The organism is Corynebacterium sp. LK28, assembly GCF_014335105.1.
GTDB lineage: Bacteria > Actinomycetota > Actinomycetes > Mycobacteriales > Mycobacteriaceae > Corynebacterium > Corynebacterium macclintockiae.
In genome coordinates, this window is the sequence record NZ_PDGZ01000001.1 from 46184 (window position 1) to 66050 (window position 19867).

Annotated in this window: 14 protein-coding genes; 9 read left to right on the plus strand and 5 right to left on the minus strand. The window is 63.1% G+C overall.

Annotated features, from left to right (window positions below; translation table 11 throughout):
- Positions 1–323: 323 nt before the first annotated feature.
- The 3 genes from CRD15_RS00215 to CRD15_RS00225 all read left to right on the plus strand — a co-directional run bounded on the left by CRD15_RS00215 (position 324) and on the right by CRD15_RS00225 (position 3487).
- Positions 324–2258, plus strand: coding sequence for a BCCT family transporter (locus CRD15_RS00215; protein ID WP_222866317.1), 1935 nt, complete (start codon positions 324–326; stop codon positions 2256–2258).
- An 85-nt stretch (positions 2259–2343) separates the two neighbouring features.
- Positions 2344–3198 carry a 3-hydroxybutyryl-CoA dehydrogenase gene (locus tag CRD15_RS00220; protein WP_034993546.1) on the plus strand — a complete coding sequence of 285 codons (855 nt, stop codon included), beginning with the start codon at positions 2344–2346 and terminating at the stop codon, positions 3196–3198.
- Positions 3199–3289: 91 nt separating this feature from the next.
- The gene (locus CRD15_RS00225; protein WP_187401719.1) at positions 3290–3487 is read left to right on the plus strand and encodes a CsbD family protein; all 198 of its coding nucleotides are present in this window, start codon (positions 3290–3292) and stop codon (positions 3485–3487) included.
- A gap of 97 nt (positions 3488–3584) precedes the next feature.
- Here the strand turns inward: CRD15_RS00225 and CRD15_RS00230 are convergent, their stop codons facing one another.
- The 4 genes from CRD15_RS00230 to CRD15_RS00245 form a co-directional block, all read right to left on the minus strand.
- Entirely contained in the window at positions 3585–4952 is a 1368-nt protein-coding gene (locus CRD15_RS00230; protein ID WP_187401720.1) for an aspartate aminotransferase family protein, read from the minus strand.
- A gap of 68 nt (positions 4953–5020) precedes the next feature.
- Positions 5021–6982, minus strand: a complete 1962-nt coding sequence (locus tag CRD15_RS00235; protein WP_187401624.1) for an ABC transporter ATP-binding protein — start codon at positions 6980–6982, stop codon at positions 5021–5023.
- Between the two features lie 11 nt (positions 6983–6993).
- On the minus strand, positions 6994–8268 hold the full coding sequence (locus CRD15_RS00240; protein WP_370546755.1) for a MalY/PatB family protein: 1275 nt from the start codon (positions 8266–8268) through the stop codon (positions 6994–6996).
- Between the two features lie 57 nt (positions 8269–8325).
- Positions 8326–9807, minus strand: coding sequence for a carboxylesterase family protein (locus CRD15_RS00245; RefSeq protein WP_187401625.1), 1482 nt, complete (start codon positions 9805–9807; stop codon positions 8326–8328).
- Between CRD15_RS00245 and CRD15_RS00250 the strand changes: the two genes are divergently transcribed.
- Both CRD15_RS00250 and CRD15_RS00255 read left to right on the plus strand, forming a co-directional pair.
- Positions 9806–11995 (plus strand): M3 family metallopeptidase, encoded by a 2190-nt coding sequence (locus CRD15_RS00250; RefSeq protein ID WP_187401626.1) that lies wholly within the window; start codon positions 9806–9808, stop codon positions 11993–11995. The genes CRD15_RS00245 and CRD15_RS00250 overlap by 2 nt on opposite strands.
- Positions 11996–12026: 31 nt before the next feature.
- Positions 12027–12248 (plus strand): hypothetical protein, encoded by a 222-nt coding sequence (locus CRD15_RS00255; protein ID WP_187401627.1) that lies wholly within the window; start codon positions 12027–12029, stop codon positions 12246–12248.
- Positions 12249–12351: 103 nt separating this feature from the next.
- Here CRD15_RS00255 and CRD15_RS00260 read toward each other — a convergent pair whose 3' ends face one another.
- Positions 12352–14520, minus strand: coding sequence for a 4-alpha-glucanotransferase (locus tag CRD15_RS00260; protein ID WP_187401628.1), 2169 nt, complete (start codon positions 14518–14520; stop codon positions 12352–12354).
- A gap of 263 nt (positions 14521–14783) precedes the next feature.
- On the opposite strand from CRD15_RS00260, the gene CRD15_RS00265 reads away from it, so the two are divergent.
- The 4 genes from CRD15_RS00265 to hrcA all read left to right on the plus strand — a co-directional run bounded on the left by CRD15_RS00265 (position 14784) and on the right by hrcA (position 19850).
- A complete protein-coding gene (locus CRD15_RS00265) occupies positions 14784–16622 on the plus strand; it encodes a long-chain fatty acid--CoA ligase (protein WP_187401629.1) in 1839 nt (612 codons plus the stop codon).
- A gap of 126 nt (positions 16623–16748) precedes the next feature.
- Positions 16749–17549: a hypothetical protein gene (locus tag CRD15_RS00270; protein ID WP_034967082.1), complete on the plus strand. Its 801-nt coding sequence runs from the start codon at positions 16749–16751 to the stop codon at positions 17547–17549.
- 4 nt (positions 17550–17553) lie between these two features.
- On the plus strand, positions 17554–18798 hold the full coding sequence (gene hemW / locus CRD15_RS00275; protein WP_187401630.1) for a radical SAM family heme chaperone HemW: 1245 nt from the start codon (positions 17554–17556) through the stop codon (positions 18796–18798).
- Between the two features lie 26 nt (positions 18799–18824).
- Complete coding sequence (gene hrcA, locus CRD15_RS00280; RefSeq protein ID WP_034967190.1) at positions 18825–19850, plus strand: heat-inducible transcriptional repressor HrcA; 1026 nt, start codon at positions 18825–18827, stop codon at positions 19848–19850.
- Positions 19851–19867: the final 17 nt, after the last annotated feature.

Below are 19867 nucleotides of genomic sequence, written 5' to 3' on the forward strand. Positions count from 1 at the left end.
CCACATACAAGAAGCCCCCAGGCGGACTTAAAACCTGGGGGCTTCTTGCTGACGTTTCAAGAGGAGAAATGACCGTTCGTATGTGATTCCTTTCTGTTGACCACTGGTGCCCAATGTAAATAGTCTTTCTGGGAACAAGCTGTGTACGATCTGCAAGGTCTCTACACATTGTTTGCTGGTTTGCCGGACAGCCGAAAGACCTTCTGGGGCACTAGTTGAGGAGGCTGCGTCGGAACTTGTCTGGCCGAGGCACTAGGGTAGGGCGGTAAGTCGGATCTCCCGGCTACACACGAACTAGCAAGAATTTAGGGTGTGATCCCGTCATGGAAGGCGAATCATCTACTGCCAAGGCCACGGCCAAGGCGTCAAAAGACAAAACCACCGCGGATAGCGCGGCGGACACCACCTCGGGCAAGGCTACTGCGGAAAAGGTGAAAGTTGACCCGCTCATTTTCTGGGTCTCCTTCGGCTTTATCGTTGCTTTCGTCTCTGCTGCGATCATCTTGAAGGATAAGGCCGCAAGTAGCCTGTCCACAGGTGCTAACTGGCTGCTGGAGAACTTCAACTGGCTCTACATCGGCAGCATCTCTCTGGCCTTCCTGTTCCTGATGGTGCTGTTCGTCTCGCGCTTTGGCCGGATGCGTCTGGGCGTAGAGGGCGAGGAGCCAGCTTTTAGAACCACGTCCTGGTTCGCCATGCTCTTCGCCGGTGGTTTGGGTTCAGTGCTGATGTTCTACGGTGTGGCCGAGCCGATCAACCACGTCGTCAACGTTCCGATGCAGGACGCAGAGCCGATGAGTACCGAGGCTATCGGGGAAGCCATGGGCTTCACCCTGTACCACTTCGGCCTGCACATGTGGGTCATCTTCGCACTGCCTGGCCTGGCCTTGGGTTACTTCATCTACAAGCGCCACTTGCCGCCGCGTGTGTCCAGCATCTTTGCGCCGATCCTTGGGGCGAGCATTTACTCGTGGCCCGGAAAGCTTATTGACGCCCTCGCTATCATCGGCACCGTTTTCGGCATCGCGGTGTCGGTCGGACTCGGTACGCTGCAGATCAACTCTGGCCTGGCCACGGTGTTCGGTGCACAGAACGTAGCGTGGATGCAGATCATTATCCTGGTTGTGATCGTCACCGCGTCGTCCATTTCGGTCGCCACGGGGCTATCCAAGGGTATTAAGTGGCTATCCAACATCAACATCCTGGCGGCCACTGGCCTGATGGTTTTCATCCTGCTGACCGGCCCGACGCTGCTGCTCTTGCGCGGCACTATGGATGCAACAAGTCTGTACGCGGAATACCTGCCGAAGATCATGTTCTGGTCCGATTCCCAGCAGGTCAACCCGGGCTGGCAGGGCAAGTGGACGGTGTTCTACTGGGCATGGACAATCTGTTGGTCCCCCTTCGTTGGCATGTTCGTCGCCCGCATTTCCCGTGGCCGTACTGTCCGTGAGTTCATTGGTGGCGTTCTGCTGCTGCCGACGGCATTCACGATCCTCTGGTTCTCCGTTTTCGGTTACGCCGGACTGGACATCGAGAAGAAGGAACCGGGTGTGCTGACCAAGCCGATCGTTGAGCAGGGCGACCCGGCCACCGCGCTGTTTACGTTCCTGGAGCACTTCCCATGGACGTTGGCTATCAGCATCCTGGCGCTGTTCGTTATCGCCATCTTCTTCGTCACCTCGATCGACTCTGCCGCATTGATCAACGACATGTTCGCCGCCGGTGTAGAGGGCAAGACCCCGCTGATGTATCGCCTGTTGTGGTGCATCATGATCGGCGCTGTCGCGGGCGCGATTCTCATCATGGCTCCGGATTCCGGAATTGATGCGCTGCAGCAAACGGTGATCATCATCGGTTTCCCATTCGTGCTGTTTAACTTCGTGATGATGTACTCGCTTATTAAGGGCATGAATGACGACTCGGCGGCTCGCCCCGAGCCGCCGAGCCGCCAGTGGGGCAAGACCGACTCCGCTGAGAAGCTAGCCGAGCACGAATCCCGCCCGGCGCCGGGCTATGACAACGAGGGCAACGAGCACGCACGTTTCGAATACGACGCGGAAGGAAACCTCGTTATCCCCGGTAACGTGCGCATCGAGGGAGACCTGGGAATCGTTGGCGACGTGGATAACGACGCAGAAATCTCGCCCACACGCCCGATGTACGACCAGGAAGGCGAGCTGATAACGGACGACTCTGCTGAGGACGAAAAGGTGGCGGAAGAAGAGGGCGTCAAAAAAGAAATAGGTCGGGAATAAACCAGGAATAGCGTTAGGCACATCAGGGGCGGCAACATCGGTAGTCTGGATCAAGTACGAATAAACCTATAAAAAAGGAGTGACCATGGTTCAGCGTGTAGGTGTCATCGGTGCAGGCCTGATGGGATCCGGTATCGCAGAGGTCGCAGCCAAGGCCGGCAGCGACGTGCTGGTATGGGAGGCCAAGCAGGAGTTCGCCGATGCGGGTAAGGCTCGCATTGAGAAGTCCCTGGAGAAGGCCGTGAGCCGCGGCAAGCTGTCCGAGGAAGACCGCGACGCAGCACTCGGCCGCCTGACCTTCACCACCAAGCTGGAAGACTTCGCTGACCGCGAGCTGGTGATGGAAGCCATCATCGAGAACGAGGACATCAAGAAGGATGTCTTCGCCAAGCTGGACGAGATCGTTGAGGATAAGAAGGCGCCACTGTGCTCCAACACGTCCTCCCTGCCGATCCAGACCATCGCCAGCGCCACCAAGAACCCGGGCCGTGTGCTGGGCCTGCACTTCTTCAACCCCGTTCCGGTTCTGCCGCTGGTGGAGGTCATCCCGGCGCTGACCTCCGACGAGGACGTCGTTGAGGTTGCACAGACCTACGCCACCGAGACCCTGGGCAAGCAGGCCATCCGTGCGAAGGACCGTTCCGGCTTTATCGTGAACTTCCTGCTGGTGCCGTACATGCTTTCCGCCATTCGCATGGTGGAAAACGGCGTGGCAACCCCGGAGGACATCGATACGGGTATGAAGTTGGGCGCCAACCACCCGATGGGCCCGCTGACTCTGGCCGACATGGTTGGCCTGGATACCTGCGCTTTCATCGCGGACGTCATGTACAAGGAGTTCGGTGACCCGAGCTACGCATGCCCGCCGCTGCTGCGCCGCATGGTTACCGCAGGCCACACCGGACGCAAGTCCGGCAAGGGTTTTTACGAGTACAATTAAAGCCACCATGCCCGCTGGGTGATTCGAGGGTCGTGACCGCGGCCCGGCCCGGTGGGCAGACCCCAACGAAAGGAAAGGTCACTACATGTCCATCGACGATCTGAAGAACAAGGCAGAGGGTGTAGCAGGTCAGGCCAAGGAGGCCGCAGGCGAGGCTACCAACAACGACGATCTGGCCAACGAGGGTCGCGCAGACCAGACCAAGTCCGACATCAAGGAAAAGGCCAACGAGCTGAAGGACAAGGCCACCGACGCTGTGAACAAGGTTCTGGGCGACGCTCAGAAGTAAAACTTTAGGACAATAAATCCCGGCTGGAAGAATCAGCCGGGATTTTTGCTATTGCTGGGCCGGTGCTGGGGCCGGCAGCGCCGTGGCCTGGAAAGCCTTACAGTGCCTGGTCAACGACCGAAGCAGCGCGGTCGACGATCTCCAGAGCCCAGTTCAGCTGCTCCTCGGTGGTGATCAGCGGCGGGGCGAAGTGCAGGCGGTTGCCGGAAACCATCGGCCAGATGCCAGCCTTCTTCAGCTCCGCGCCGAACGCGCCCATGGCCTCACCGCCCATTGGGGTCTTGGCCTTTTGGTCGCTGACGAACTCGACAGCCCAGAAGAAGCCCTTGCCGCGGACGTTGCCAACGCTCGGGTGGTTCTCCGCGATTTTCTGCAGCGCCGGGGCAATCACGCGCTCGCCTAGGTCGGCTACCTTCTCGAAGATCTTCTCCTCGCGGTATACCTTCTGTGCAGCCAGACCCGGGGCCGCAGCCAGCGGGTGGCCAGAGTAGGTCAGGCCGCCCGGGTAGGGCTTGTCCGCGAAGCGCTGGTACACAGCCTCGTTCATCATCACGCCGCCCAGCGGCGCCATGCCGGAGTTCACGCCCTTAGCGAAGGTCACCAGGTCCGGCTGCAGGTCCGCGCCACCGTGCTCGTAGGCGAACATCTTGCCGGTGCGGCCGAAGCCGACCATGACCTCGTCGGCGATGTAGAGCGCGCCGTGGCGGTCACAGATGTCGCGTACGCCCTGGAGGAAGCCCTCTGGCGGGACAATAATGCCGCTGGATCCCACGACGGACTCGATCAGCACTGCTGCCACGTTGTCCTCGTACACCAGAGTTTCCTCCAGCGACTGCAGTGCGCGGGCGCACTCTTCCTCCGGAGTGGTGGAGTAGAAGGCGCTGCGGTACAGGAACGGCCCCCAGAAGTGTTTCACGTCGCCGTCGGTGGTGGGGTTGCCGTGGCGGCGTGCCTCGCCGGTGGCCATAATTGCGGAGCCAGTGGCGCCGTGGTAGCTGCGGTAAGCCGTCAGGATTTTGGACTTGCCGGTGGTCAGGCGAGCCATGCGGATGGCGTGCTCGATGGCGTCTGCGCCGCCGTTGGTAAAGAAGATGTGGGAGAAGTCGCCCTGCGCCTGCTCCACGATCTCCTTGGCAAGCTCGCTACGAACATCGTTGGAGAACGCAGGGTTCTGGTTGGTGATTCGTGTGGCCTGCTGCTGAATTGCCTCCACCAGCTTCGGGTGCGCGTGGCCCAGGTTGGCGCTCACCAGCTGGCTGCCCAGATCCAGGTAGCCGTTGCCCTGGTAGTCGTAGATCCACGGGCCTTCGGCGTAGCTCAGCGGCTGCGGGTTGATCTTTTCCTGCGCCGACCAGCTGTGGAATACGTAGTTGCTGTCGTTGTCGCGTACCTGCTGCTCTGCGGTCTTTGCTTCTTCGGTGCCGACGCCAACTTTTGCGCCGTCGAAGGTAGTGAACTCGGTGATGCTAGGGGGTAACTCAGTCATTCTTCCAGGCTACTCTTGCACGTTGGCGTTAGCAGCGGAGATGCTGCCTAGGACTGCTCCTGGGTGGGTTGCTCCGCAAAGCTCTCGTCGAAGTTGTCGTACTCGTCGTAGTTTTCGTCGTCCTCGGCGGCCGGATCGCTGAATCCGAAGCGCTTCAGCCGCGCTCGGTCGGCGGCGGAGGAAGAGCTGGTCAGTTGCAAAAGCTCGTTGTAGATACCGCCGCTGGTTGCCAGCTCGGCCGGGGAGCCGACCTCGCAGACGTGCCCCTTGTCCAGGGTGACGATCTTGTCGACGTCGGCGATGGTGGACAGGCGGTGGGCGATGACGATGGTGGTGCGGCCCACCATCAGTTCGTTCAGGCCGGCCTGAACCACGCGCTCGGCCTTGGTATCCAGTGCGGAGGTGGCCTCGTCCAAAATCAGCACCGGCGCGTCCTTCAGCATGGCGCGGGCCACTGCGATGCGCTGCTTCTGCCCACCGGACAGGCGCAGGCCGCGCTCGCCGATGAGGGTGTCGTAGCCATCCTTGAAGTGCATGATGAAGTCGTGGGCGAAGGCGCGCTTGGCCACCGCCTCGATCTCCTCATCCGTCGCGTCGGGCTTCGCGTAGGCGATGTTTTCCCGCACGGTGCCGGAGAACAACGCGGGTTCCTGGAACACCACTCCGACGGAGCTGCGCAGTTCCGCGGCTGTCATGTCCGCCACGTCCTTTCCGCACACCTTCAGCTGTCCCTCGGTGGGGCGGTACAGGCCTAGCAGCAGGTTCACCAGGGTGGATTTGCCGCCACCGGATTCACCGACCAGTGCTATCTGGTCGCCCTTGGCCGCCTGGAAGGTGACCTGGTGGATGACGGGTTCGCCCTTGGTGTATTCGAAGCTGACATGGTCGAAGTCGATCACCGGCCCGTTCTCCGGGGCGGAAAGCTGCGGCTGCACAGCCTGATCCACGTCCTCCTGGGAGACCAGCATCGGCCCGCCCGGGCGGGCAGCCTCCAGCAGGGGAGCGGTGGCCGATGGTTCCTCCAGCTCCTCCATAGTCTTGAAGTATTCGCGGGAGCCCGCGGCGGCACGCTGGGCGGTATCCACCATCCAGCTCATCATGCCGGCCGGCTGGCGAGCCATCACCACGTACTGCAGCAACAGCACCATGTCGCCCAGCGTGAAGTCGCCGTGCAGGGTGCGCCAGAACAACATCAGGTAGATGCCGAAGAAGATCAGGTTCATCCCGCCCATGCGCAAGACGTCCATGAAGTGCCACCAGCGGGATTGTTCGCGCGTCAGTTGGATCGTGTCGGCGAAGTGCTTCTGGAACAGACGCAGCTCACGCAGCTCGGATACGAAGGACTTCACCACCTTTACCTGGCCGATGACCTCCGCGAAACGCCCCTGGGCTACGTCGATGTGCTCGTTCTTTTCCTTCTCCCACACCATCCACTTCTTGGAGGTCAGCATGGTCAGGTACAGGTACATCGGGAAGATGATCGCCAGTAGCAGCGCCAATGGCCAGTAGTAGATGGCCGTGATCACCAAGATCATGGTGACGGTGATCAGCATGGAGAAGAAGTTGTTGGCGAAGGACTTGATGAAGTCCGTCAGCCCCAGGATGGAGCGGTCTAGCCGGGAGATGATGGTGCCCGTGACCTGCTTGTCGTAGTAGCCCTGCGGCAGCGACAAAAGCTTGGCGTAGTAGCGGTTGGACAGGATCTGGCGCATTCGCATGGCCATCACGTCGCCGAACCAGCCGCCGATGTTGTGGATGAGGGTGTTGGCCAGCTCCACGGCCAGCAGGCCGACGGCGAGCCAGATGACGGTCTTTGTGGCGCCCTCGATGGCAGCGTCAGAAGCACCCCCGCCCCCGACGGTCTCCACGATCGTGTCGGTGGCCAGCTTCACCAGGTAGGGAGTGGCTAGGGCTAGTCCCGCCGTGACGATGCTGGTGATCATCACGATGATGTAGAAGGGCCACAGTTCCTTAGTGGAGCGCAGAATTCGGCTGAAGGCTTTGATCACACTGTGCCAAGTTAACCGTTCAGGTTCGTCTTAGCGAATTCCGCGATGCGATCCAGGGCCGCGTTGAGGATCTCCCGCGACGTTCCGAAGTTGATACGCACATGCCCCGCACCTTGAGTGCCGAACATGGTTCCTTCGTTGAAGGCCACGTGTGCGCCTTCCAGCAGCTTCTTACCCGGGCTTTCTTCCAGCCCCGGTACCGCGCTGAGGTCGACCCACAGCAGGAAGCTGGCCTCGGGGCGGGTGAACTTCGCGCCGGGCAGCACCTCCGGTAGTCGGCGTTCCAGCAGATCCAGGTTGCCCTGCAGATACTCCAGTTCGTTATCTAGCCATGCTTCGCCGTTTGTGTAAGCGGCCTCGGCGGCGACCTGCCCCAGGGTGGAGGAGGATCCCGTGCGCAGCGGACTGACCTTCGCCATTACCGCGCGATCGTCCGGGTTTGTGAAGATCATCTGCGCGCAGTGCAGGCCCGCGGTGTTCCAGCCCTTCGAGGTCGCCAGCACCGTGACGGTCACCCGCGCGGCTGCCTCACTGAGCGTCGCCAGGGGAGTGTGCTTTTGCGGGGCGTAGACCACTGGCGCGTGGATCTCGTCGGAGATCAGGCGGACGTTGTACTTGTCGGCCAGTTCCACCAGCTTGGCCAACTCCTCCGGGCGCCACGCGCGCCCCAAAGGGTTGTAGGGGTTGCACACGATCATCGCGCCCACACCCGCCGGGTTCTCGCTGCTAGCGAAGGCCTTTTCTAGGGCCTCGTAGTCGAAGGCCCACTCCTCTGTGTCCTCGGCGCCTCGCGGGCTCTTGTTGCCCCTCTTGGTCATTTCCACCTCGACCTTCGGGCGGTTCACCGCACTCGGCACGTCGAAGAACGGGTGGTAGCTCGGCACTGGGACGATCACGTCGGAGCCCTGCGGCGTCAATTCATCAATAGCTGCAGCAACGCCCTTAACCACATCCGGGACCAGCCGCACCCACGACGGGTCGATCTGCCAGTCGAAGCGGCGGGATAGGAAGCCTGCCAGGGCCTTCTCCACGGAACCGTTGCGGCGCTCGTAGCCGAAGTATTGGCGATCCACGCCCGACTCGATGGCCTGCTTGACGGCGGGGCAGGTGTCGAAGTCGGTCTCGGCGACCCACAGCGGCAGCACGTCCTCGTCGTAGACGGTCCACTTCATCGTCCCGCGGGCGCGCAGGGTGTCGAGGTCGGGGACGGTCACGGTATCGCTCGGGCGGCCGGCGTTCGGGTGGCTGGCGTTCGGGAAGCTGTTGTTCTGGGGTGTGGCGTTCATAGCTTTCCACCCTAGCATTCTAGACCGAGCTGTCTAGTGTGGGCGCTGCATTGTCGCCTAGCGGCGCGGGTAGAGCTCCGGGTAATCCTTGCGAATCTGCAGATAAGCATCCTCGGCCACTTCGCGGGTCACCTCGCCGCGCGCCGCCGCATCCGTGTCGAAGCGCCGCACCAAACGTCGCGAACCATAGCGCGGCCACTCCGGATCCTCCCCGCGGGCGAAGCGCGCGACGATCCCGTGAAACTCCGTCGCCAGTGGCTGTAAGCGCTCGGCCGCGGACTCGCCGCAGAAATACTTCACTGTTTTGGGCGCGACCTTAAGGGCGTCAAAAACCAAAGGCAGATCCGCGCAGTGCCAAGCTGATTGGCTTCCGTGAAACTCGTAGGACCAGGTTGTATCGCGTTTTTCCTCCATGATCGCCACGGCCCAACGTTTAATGGCCGAATCACCGATAGCCATTCCCACCGGGTTTTCTGACGCCCACCGCACCCGCGCCTGCAGCGCCCGTTCCGCGTACCGTGCCAAGACCTTGGCCAGTTGCCGAACCAGTGGGTTCTTGGAGCTTAAGTGCTTGTCGAGGGCGCGAGCGAAGGGCATCTGCACTAACTCCTCGCGCAGAGTGCCGACCAGCAGGGGAACGTCCCGCATCTGACCCGGCCGGAAAGGATAGGGACCCACCGCGCAGTCCGTGCGATAGATCCGGGCAAAGCGGCGGTAGGCACGTTGTAGCTGATCCGGCGTGAGGCGGGACAGGTGCTTGGTCGTCAGAGGACCGCCGAGGAGGGCACGGGCAACATGCTCGCGGCTCGGCCAGCCTTCGCGCGGAAAACCAGGGCTGAGGATCACGGCGCGGTGCACCAAGCCCTCGGTGCGGGGATTGCATAGAGTCCATGCCGTCAGAGCACCGCCGGCGGATTGGCCCATCAGTGTGACTTGTTCTGGATCACCGCCAAAAGCGGCGATGTTGTCGCGCACCCATTGCAGTGCCACGACGATATCTTCGGCGCCGCGGTAATACTCCGGCTCTGTGTTTGGGTCTATTGAAGGATCAATGACGGCCGGGCGCTGCTCGTCGACGAGGGGAAGGAAGCCCTCAAAGCGATACCGGTAGTTCAGCGAAACGTATACGAAACCCTCCTCGGCGAAGCGGACACCCTGGTACCAGAGCTCGTCAGCGAAGCCTTCCTCATAGCGACCACCGTGGATGAACACGATCACTGGTGCCCCGGGGCTGGTGCCGTCGGTGGGGGTGGATCCAGTTCCGGCGTTGGCCCTGGGATGGAAGTCAGACTCGATGATGGAAGGGGGTGCGTCGACCGGGCAGGTGACGGATAGGGCTTGGCGGTGGGTGGTGGTAGAGGGGTCGCCGAAGAAGAATTGAAAAGGGACAGCAGGGGAAGGAGGGTCGAAGCGTTCGCCCCCGGCGTAGGGGATGGACTCGAAGCGGAGGACGGAACCGCGGAGGAAGCCACGTTTGCGACCCTGTTCGATGGCCACATCAACGTAGTCCTTGGGCTCAGGGATAGAGTGGGGGATCATGGATTACCTCCAAAACGCTTCCGAACTGCCTTATGAACTGCCAGACTTCGCGGCAATCGACCTAGCCGAGCTGGTGCCCGCTTTCCGCACTGCGCTGGTGGATCACGCCGCGCAGATCGCGGCGATCGCGAACAACCCCGAGGCTCCCACCTGGGAAAACACCGCCGAGGCGTGGGAAGAATCGGGTCAGATGCTGCAGCGCGTGCTGGCCATTGTTTTTAATTATACGGGCGCACATGCCACCGATCAGGTGCGCGAGATCGAGGCGACGATCAGCCCGGAGTTGGCCCGGCACTTCAGCGAAATCTGGCTGAACCGCACGCTGTGGCAGCGCATCTGCGCCCTGCCCGAGCAGGCGGAGGGCAGCGAGGAAGAGGCACTACTGCGCGAACTGAAGAAGAGCTTCATCCGCGGTGGTGCAGAGCTAGACGACGACCAGCGGGAGCGCCTGCGCGACATCGACGCGCAGCTGGCCGAACTGACCACCGCCTTCGGCGCGCAGTTGCAGACCGCCACCGAAGATGCGGCGGTGCTGCTGACCGACGAAGCCGAGGTAGCGGGCCTCAGCGAATCTGACAAGGAATACTTCGCCAAGGCCGCCACCGAGCGCGGGGAGGAAGGCTGGCTGATCCGCCTGGGCCTGCCCAGCATCCAACCAGTGTTGGAATCGCTGGATAACCCGGCGGCGCGTGCGAAGGTGCACCAGGCATCGTTGAACCGCGCGGCCGACAGCAACGCGGCCACGCTGCTACAGATCGTCCACCTGCGCGCCCAGCGCGCCGAGCTATTGGGTTTTGCCAACCACGCCGAGTTCGTCGCTGCTGCCGAGACCGCGGGAAGCCTCGCGGCCGTCGAGGAGTTGCTTAATCAGGTGACGCCCGCCGCCGTGGCGAATGCGCAGGGCGAGTTCAAACGGGCGCTGGACAAGATGGCCGTCAGTGGAGCCGAAAGCGCAGCGGACACAGCCACCGCAGAGGACGGGGAGGGGGAAAGCGCCCTCACCGGCGCAGATTGGCCGTACTGGGATGCCAAACTGCGCGCCGAGGAGCTCGACGTCGACGAGGCGGAGCTCAAGAAGTACTTCCCGCTGGAACAGGTGATGGTCGACGGGGCATTCTTCGCCGCCAAGCGCCTGTACGGCATCGACGTGCGCGAACGCACCGACCTGGCCGGTTATGCGCCAGGCGTGCGGGTGTGGGAGGTCACCGAGGGCGCCGACGCTACCGAGGGCACTGACGCTTCCGAGGGGGCCGGCGCCCCCGTCGGCATCGGCCTGCTACTCACCGACATGTACGCCCGCCCCACCAAGCGCGGTGGCGCGTGGATGAACTCCTTCGTCGAACAGTCCAACCTGCTGGGCCAGGCTCCCGTGGTGGTCAACGTGATGAACATCGCCGAGCCCGCCGAAGGCGAACAGGCCCTGCTGAGCCTTGATGAAGTGCAGACCGTCTTTCACGAGTTCGGCCACGCCCTGCACGGCCTGCTCTCCGACGTACGCTACCCAACGCTGTCCGGCACCAACGTTCCCCGCGACTTCGTGGAATTCCCCAGCCAGATCAACGAAAACTGGGCCCTGGAACCCGCCGTGCTGCACAACTACGCCCGCCACGTGGAGACCGGGGAAGTCATCAGTGGCGAGTTCGTCGACGCGATCCGCGCCCAAGCCAAGTGGGGTCAGGGCATGGCCACCACCGAGTTCCTGGCGGCCTGCTGGCTGGACCTGGCCTGGCACAAGCTTTCTGCCGTGGAAGCGGAGAAGCTCCTCGAGGCTGCCACCGAGGACGCTGTCGCACAGGTCGAAGCCTTCGAAGCCGAAGCTCTGGAGCGCGCCGGGGTGGGCGTCAACGGTGCCCTCGCTCCGCGCTACCGCTCCACCTACTTCAACCACATCTTCGCCGGTGGCTACTCCGCCGACTACTGGAGCTACCTCTGGGCCGAGGTCCTGGATGCCGATGGTTTCCAAGCCTTCGTCGATACCGGCGCTGCGGTGGGGGAGTCCGGTACGGAATCTAATGACGCCACCCCGGTCCTCGACGACGATGATGTCCGCTTCGCGGGCGAGCGTTTTCGCCGCATTATTCTTTCGCGCGGCGCTAGCATCGACTTCGAAGACGCATTCTGGATGTTCCGCGGCCAGCAGCGCAGCGTGCAGCCGCTACTTCACCGTCGCGGGTTGAGCCAGGGGTAGGCGTCAAGAAAGAAAGGGCAAGATCAAAACAATGATGGAATGGCTGATCAACGCGCCGGTGTGGATCCAAACGCCACTGGTGTTCCTTGCCCTATTCGTTGTTTGCGCCGCGCTGGCCTTAATATGGCTGGTAATTGCGCTGCGGATTTTCCCCGCAAGTGCGGAGGAAAAGCGCGTGCACGGCGCGCTCACGCTGCGGGAGCTATGGGCTAGCCGGAGCACAAACCCAGCAAGCGACAAGCAGGAGGACTAACAGGCGATGAAACACCACTCTAAGGTGCGCCAGGCTTTGGCTTTGCTGCTGGTTCTGCTGCTGGTGGCCTGGCTGGCCACCACATTCTTCTAACCCTCGCCCTCTAGCCTTCGCCGCGGGTGGCGGACAGCACCTCGCGGGCCAGCTGGATGTTCGGCAGATCCTCCACTAGCACCGGGTTGCCCTGCCCATCGCACAGCGGCACCCGCCAGTTCGGATACAGATCCTGCGTAGTGCCCGGCTGGTTCTGTGCGCGCAGGTCACCCACTAGATCCACCAGGGCGGCGCAGCGCAGCAGCGACGGGGTCTGCGCGATGTAGCGGTGCATGGCGCGCAGGATGTACGAGACGTCCGGGCGGCGCTCGCGCCCGTGCCGCGGGTCGTCCAGCTCGTGGCGCAGGTCGTTGAGGAAGTAGCTTTCGCAGTCCATACCCTGGAAGGCGCCGTGGCGGGCAATAGTCCCCAGCACGTCGACCTGCCAGTTGGCATCCTCGGCGAATTCCTCATCCGAGCTGCGGGTCAGCACTCCCAGCTCTTCGCGCAGGTCGATGTGCCCGCCGCGCAGGTAGCTGGCGGTCGGCGGCAGGTCGTGCGTGGTCACGGAGGTCAGGCAGGTGCGGCGGTATGCCTCCGGAGCCTTGGCCCCATTTGCGTCGCCCTCAAACCAGACGATTGAGGTGCCCATCACGCCACGGCTGGCCAAGTAGTCCTGCACCCACGGCTCGAAGGTGCCCAGATCCTCGCCGACCACGACAGCGCCGGCGCGGTGAGCTTCCAGCACCAGCGCGCCGACCAGAGCCTCGTGGTCGTAGGTAACGTACGTGCCGAGCGTCGGCGATTCCATCCGCGGGATCCACCACAGGCGGAAAAGCCCCAGCACGTGGTCGATGCGGATGCCACCGGCGGTGCGCAGGATCGTGCGCAGCATGTCGCGCCACGGACGGTAGCCCTCTTCGGCCAGCTTCCACGGGTGCCATGGGGGTTGGGACCAGTCCTGACCCTGTTGGTTGTAGCCGTCAGGTGGGGCGCCAACGCTGGCTCCAGGGGCTAACACGTCGGCCAGGGTCTGGGCGTCCGCGCCGCCGGGGTGCACGCCGACGGCCAGATCCGCCATGAGGCCGATGCTCATGTGCTCGGTCAGCGTTTGCTGCGCGTGTAGCTCCTGTTCCTGGCACAGCATCTGCATCCAGGCGAAGAAGTCGCTGGTCAGTGCTGGATCATTAGCCGCGCGTTCGCACCATTCGGTGAAGCCCACCAAGCCTTCGCCCTCGCGCTCGCGGAAGTCGCGCAGCTGCGCGGTGCGCTCGTCGCCGATCCCTGCGGTGTACAGCAGGTGCAGTGCCTTAATTTTGGACGCCACCACCGGGTCCCGCTCCAACAATTCAGCGGTGTGGTTGCGCTTTTTCAGTGGCTCGGCCAGCTGCTGGATTTCCGCGTGGAGCTCGGGGTGTGCGGCGTACTCGGGCGTGTTTTCCACCCGGATGTAGATGGGGTTGGTGTAGCGGCGGGTGGTCGGCAGGTAGGGGGAATCCTCCACCGGGGGAGCGGCTTCCGCAGCGTGCATGGGGTTGACCAGCACGAAGTCCGCCCCGCCGAGCTTCTGCAGTGAGTTGCTCAAAACCTCCAGCGTTCCGTAGTCGCCGACTCCCCAGGCGCCTTTATCGCGCAGGGAATACAGCTGCGCCATCACTCCGGCGCGTGGGGCTTCAGGCAGTTCCAGCGACTGCGGGGAGACCAGCAGGGTGGAGGTCGCTTCGGTGGATTCCGCCTGCGCCTCGATCTGGTGCCAGCCGGCGGGTAGGGCGGGCAGTTGGAAAGTGGCGGTGCCGAAGGTGGTCGCGGTGGCTTCCGCGCCGACAGTGATGGGGTCCACCCACTCGTTGAGCTGTTCCAGCTCGATCGTGTCGCCGTCCTCGGTGCGGACCCGCACCTGCAAAGATTCGCCATCGATGCAGTGGACGTGCAGCGTGCGCGGGCGGTCGGCGATGGCGGTGATGGTAGGGGCGATCATGCGGCTGTAGCGGGTGCGCAGCAGATCCTCGATGGCGGTCTGCACAACCTCTTCGGTCAGTGCAGATGGATCCTCCGGCAGATTCAGCCCCAACTCGCGGAGCGCGAAAAGTACGGTGCTGCTTTTCACATCCACCCGCTGGCCGTTTTGGCCGGTGTACCAGGTGGCCACACCGCATTCGGCAGCCAGTTCGTTGAGGATTGCGTTGACATCGGGGGCGATCTGTCCGCCGGGTTCCACAGAGCTAGTCACAACTGCCATTGTGCAGGTTGAGCAGAGCTTCTTCCACTCTTTTGACCAGAGTTCATGGGGGAGCGGAGGGTAGCGGGAGGAAGCCGGGGTTAGCGTGGGCGGGATCTCGCGGTACATTTTTAGTGAAGGTTCGGCGTGACCCACACCACTCATATATGGTTGTAGAAGTATTAATCACGTTGAAGCGACGGGCGATCAAACCCAAGATGCGCCCGTTTTTCACGTAAAAAACCAGGTCAGGCAACTGTCAGGACATAAGCAAAGGGAGCAGCATGACGGAGTACACCTCTGAAGCCCTATATACGATCGACGAGCACGAGACCTGCCTATCGGCAGTTCGCGATCTTGGTGCCGAGTCCCCGGATGGGGTGCTGTTTAAGCGCCCGAAGAACTTCGACTGGGTGGACGTCACCGTCGCCGAGTTCCTGGACGACGTGTACGCGGTAGCCAAGGGCCTGGTCGCCAACGGTATCGAGCCTGGCGATCGCGTGGTTATCATGTCCGACACCCGCTACGAGTGGACCGTTCTGGACTACGCCATCTGGGCCGCCGGTGCGATCACCGTGCCGATCTACCCGTCCTCTTCCACCTCCCAGTGCGAGTGGATCGTGGGCAACTCCGGCGCGAAGCTGGCTATCTCTGAGAAGTCTGGCCACACCACCCGCCTGTCCACCTTCGTCAAGGAAGGCGACCGCCCGGAGGGCGACGACTCCGCGCACCTCAACCGCGTGCTGGAGCTCAACAGCGGCGCGATCGACATCCTGATTAACGACGGCAAGGAAGCCGGTATTCAGCAGGAGGTTCTGGAGGAGCGCATCGCCAACACCCGGCACACCGACGTCGCCTCCATCGTTTACACCTCCGGCACCACGGGCCGCCCCAAGGGCTGCAAGCTGACCCACCACAACTGGCTGGCAGAGGCTCGCGCCATCCTGACCCACCCGGTCGGCCGCGCCGCGTCCTTCGGCTACCGCAAGCTGACCTTCCTGCCCCTGGCGCACGTGTTCTCCCGCGCAATGGCGCACGCCGCGACCGTCGGTGGCGCTACCCAGACCCACTGGAGCGACATGAGCACGCTGGTCGCAGAGTTCCAGCGCACCAAGCCGAACCTGATCTGCTCTGTGCCTCGCATCTTTGAAAAGGTCCACGCGGGCGTGAAGTCCAAGGCCACGGAGGGCGGCGGCGTCAAGGCAAAGATCTTCAACTTCGCAGAACGCGCCGCAGTCGACTACTCCCACGCGCTCGATACCGAAGAGGGGCCGAGCCTGAAGCAGAAAATCAACCGTGCGATCGGCGACAAGCTGGTCTACTCCAAGGTCCGTGAGGCCATGGGTGGCGAGCTGGACTACGCGATCTCCGGCGGCTCCGCACTGAACCCGGAGCTCATGCACTTCTTCCGCGGTGTGGGTGTGACCCTGTACGAGGGCTACGGCCTGACCGAGTGCACCGCCGCAGCCTGCACTAACTTCGCCCCGGACAACATCATCGGCACCGTCGGCCGCCCGCTGGGTGGCATCACCGTCAAGATCGACGACGACGGCGAGATCCTGCTGAAGGGCGACATGGTCTTCGCGGGTTACTGGGAGAACGAGGAAGCCACCGCGGAATCCTTCACCGAGGACGGCTTCTACCGCACCGGCGACCTGGGCAAGCTGCTGCCCACCGGCCACCTGAAGATCACCGGCCGCAAGAAGGAAATCATCGTGACCGCCGGCGGCAAGAATGTCTCGCCTGGCCCGATGGAGGACATCCTGCGCTCCGCCCCGCTGATCTCCCAGGCCATGGTCGTGGGCGATGACCAGAAGTTCGTCGGCGCCTTGATCTCCCTGGACGAGGAAGCAGCCAAGAAGTGGAAGGAAAACAATGGCATCGCGGACAGTGTTTCCATCCGCGAGCTGGCGAAGAACCCGGTTCTGCGCTCCGAGATCCAGGACGCGATCAACGAGGCCAACGCTACTGTCTCCCACGCCGAGGGCATCAAGAAGTTCCGCATCGTCCACCGCGACTTCACGGAGGAGAACGACGAGGTCACCCCGTCGCTGAAGCTGAAGCGCTTCGTTGTAGCGAAGAACTTCGCCGACGATATCGCCTGGATCTACAACTCAAAATAAGTTAAGAATTCCACCCCACCACACCGGCCAAGCCTCCGCGCAGGGCCGGTGTTCGTGTTTTAAAGTTAGTCGCGATATCAACCACCAGATGTTGGGCTACTGACGGGCTCGGGGAGAGGAGAACGCGTGCACTACGACGCTGCCCTGCGCGTTCGCGAGCTCACCCAAAACATCTACGACATTGGCGACGAAATCGCCGATTACATCAACCACGTCTCCCAGGCCATCGCCGATTGGGATGCCGACCTGGTGGAAGACTGCCTGCTTGAGTTGGAGGAGATCGTCGCGGAGGGGCGCGCGGAGGTCCGCCCCGGCCTGTCCGAGCTCAACGGCCTGCGCCAAGCCTTCGTCTCCGGCGTGCGCGCGGGCAGCATGTCGGGCGTGACCCCCTCCCGCACCCCACGCGCCCTTGGTACCACCACCAGCGGCGATTACCCGCACCCCGGCCGCACCTTGAGCTTCATGCATAAAAAGCCCGGCGCCTCCCGCCAGGTGGGTGCGCGTCTTCGTGGTTCTTTTGGTGACGCCACCGCCTCCACCGCCACCAACCCCAGCAACGCTGACCGTTCCCCTGCTGGGGCGCAGAATTCCGCCCCAGCGACGATGGCCTCCACGGCCTCCTGGCGCATGTGGCTGCGCGAACAAGCCGAGCACATCCGCGCGGATCTGCGCGAGGTGGAGGATTGGGTAGTCAACCAGACCCAGTGCGCGCTGGAATCCCAGTCCGTTCTGCTGCCGCAGGTTTATGTGAAGGCCGAACAGCGCACGATGGAGCTGGTTGCCCAGTGGCGCGAGGTGATTGACCGCCAGCCGGAGCTGGCCGCGGGTATGCGCGGCGAGGCGCCACCGGAGTTCCTGGTCGAGCGCGCCCGGGTGGAGGAGATCGTCGGCCGACTGCAGCGCCGGAAGCGCGGCACGGCAGTCTAGTAGTATGCACGGCCTTTATATCCACGTTCCCTTTTGCTCTACCCGCTGCGGCTATTGCGACTTCAACACGTACACTCCGCAGGAGCTCAGCGCGGCCGAAGGCAGCGCTATAGAAGGCAGGGCTGTGGATGGCAACACCATTTCCGGCTACCTGGATGCGCTGGAACGCGAGCTGGAGGTCGCCGCCGAGGTGTGGGATTACCCCGGCGAGGTGCAGACCGTCTTCTTCGGCGGCGGAACGCCCTCCATGCTGGGGCACGAGGGGCTGGCCCGGGCGCTTAATGCCGCCCGGCGAACGATTGGCCTGGCCGCCGATGCGGAGGTCACCACCGAGGCGAACCCGGAATCCACCAGCCCGGAGTTCTTTGAGCACCTGCGCGAAGCTGGCTTCAACCGCATTTCCTTAGGCATGCAGTCCGCCATGGGGCATGTGCTGAAGGTTCTGGAGCGCCAGCACACCCCAGGCCGCCCCATCGAGGCGACCCGCGAGGCCAAGCGGGCGGGCTTCGAGCACATCAATCTGGACGTTATCTACGGCACCCCCACCGAGACCGACGAGGACCTGCAGCGCACCCTCGACGCGGTGCTGGAGGCCGACGTCGACCACGTCTCCGCCTACTCCCTGATCGTCGAGGATGGCACGGCCATGGCGCGGAAGGTGCGGCGCGGCGAGCTGCCCGCCCCGGACGAGGACACCCTCGCTGATCGTTATGACGCCATCGACGCCCGCCTGCGCCAGGCCGGGTTTAACTGGTACGAGGTCTCTAACTGGGCCAAACCCGGCGGCGAATGCCAGCACAACCTGATTTATTGGCGCTCCGGGCAGTGGTGGGGCGCCGGCCCCGGCGCCCACGGATGCGTGCGGCTGCGCGGGGAGCGGCACAGCGAGTCTGGCCTGGTGAGGCTGGTGAATGCGAAACGTCCAGCGACCTATTGGGATGGTCTGCTGGGCGAGGGCGAAGGGGCGTCCACAAGAAAGGACGGCCTACCCGTACCAGGGTCGGTGGTGACGACCGAGCGCTTAAGCAACGACGACCTGCGCACCGAACAAGTGATGCTGCAGCTGCGACTGGCCGAAGGGCTGCAGCTAGCCGGTAGCGATGAGAATGCCGAGCTCCAGCGGGTGATTGAGCGATATACCGGCCTGGGGCTGCTGGACAATCGCGGCGAGCGCCTAAGATTGACGGATAAAGGGCGCTACCTAGCCGACGGCATAGTCACCGATATTGTGCTGGCGCTCGGGCTATAGCCGGACTCACGTAAGGGGTGAAGATACTGTCCAGCGGAACTGAACACAGACGGAACCAGGTGCTGCGGGCGATCGTCAGCGACTTCATCGCCCTGCACGAACCGGTGGGATCGAAAATGCTGGTGGACAGGCACCAACTGGGTGTTTCCTCGGCGACGATTCGCAACGACATGGCGGTGCTGGAAGCCGAGGGGTACATCACGCAACAGCATGCGTCCTCCGGGCGCATTCCCACGGTGAAGGGCTACCGGCGCTTCGTCGATGGCATCCACGATATCAAGCCACTCAGCACGCCCGAGCGGCGCGCGATCCTGGACTTCTTGGAAAACGGCGTGGACCTGGAAGACGTGCTGCGCCGCAGCGTGCAGCTGCTATCGCAGCTCACCCGCCAGGTGGCGGTGGTGCAGATGCCGGACTTGCGGCGTGGCCGGGTGAAGCACTGCGAACTGGTGAAGCTGGGAAGCCACCGCATTCTGCTGGTGCTGATCACCGATACTGGGCGCGTGGACCAGCGCAACGTGGATCTGGGCCAGCCGATCAGCGACGACGACCTGCCGCGGCTGCGCGACCTGGTGAACTCCGCGATGGTGGGGCGCACCCTCGACGACGCATGCACGAACATCGCCGCGCTGGCCAGCGAGGCCAAGGGCAACAGCATGCCGGAGGAACTGCGGGACGTTGCGCTTGTGGTGACGACCGTGCTGGTGGAGACCCTGCTGGAGCGGCCCAACGACCGGCTGATCCTGGCGGGCACCCCGAACCTGATGCGCACCTCGGAGCTGACACCCGTGGTGGAGGCGCTGGAGGAACAAGTGGTGGTGCTGAAACTGCTGAATAGCGTGCGCGACCTGCATGTACAGGTGAGCATCGGTGAGGAGAATGAGGACGAGGAGCTGCGCGGGGCCTCCGTCGTATCTACCGGCTATGGCAACGCCAACGCGGTGCTCGGCGGCATGGGTGTGGTGGGCCCGACGCACCTGGACTACTCCGGCACGATTTCCTCGGTGACGGCCGTGGCGCACTACGTCTCGCGGATTTTGAGCGAAGAGTAGGAATAGTAGACTAATGC

Coding starts and splice junctions, on each gene's coding strand:
- hemW (WP_187401630.1), top strand. CDS start 17,554: ATGCACGGCCTTTATATCCACGTTCCCTTTTGCTCTACCCGCTGCGGC.
- CRD15_RS00215 (WP_222866317.1), top strand. CDS start 324: ATGGAAGGCGAATCATCTACTGCCAAGGCCACGGCCAAGGCGTCAAAA.
- CRD15_RS00265 (WP_187401629.1), top strand. CDS start 14,784: ATGACGGAGTACACCTCTGAAGCCCTATATACGATCGACGAGCACGAG.
- CRD15_RS00260 (WP_187401628.1), bottom strand. CDS start 14,520: ATGGCAGTTGTGACTAGCTCTGTGGAACCCGGCGGACAGATCGCCCCC.
- CRD15_RS00240 (WP_370546755.1), bottom strand. CDS start 8,268: ATGAACGCCACACCCCAGAACAACAGCTTCCCGAACGCCAGCCACCCG.
- CRD15_RS00220 (WP_034993546.1), top strand. CDS start 2,344: ATGGTTCAGCGTGTAGGTGTCATCGGTGCAGGCCTGATGGGATCCGGT.
- CRD15_RS00250 (WP_187401626.1), top strand. CDS start 9,806: ATGGATTACCTCCAAAACGCTTCCGAACTGCCTTATGAACTGCCAGAC.
- CRD15_RS00255 (WP_187401627.1), top strand. CDS start 12,027: ATGATGGAATGGCTGATCAACGCGCCGGTGTGGATCCAAACGCCACTG.
- CRD15_RS00245 (WP_187401625.1), bottom strand. CDS start 9,807: ATGATCCCCCACTCTATCCCTGAGCCCAAGGACTACGTTGATGTGGCC.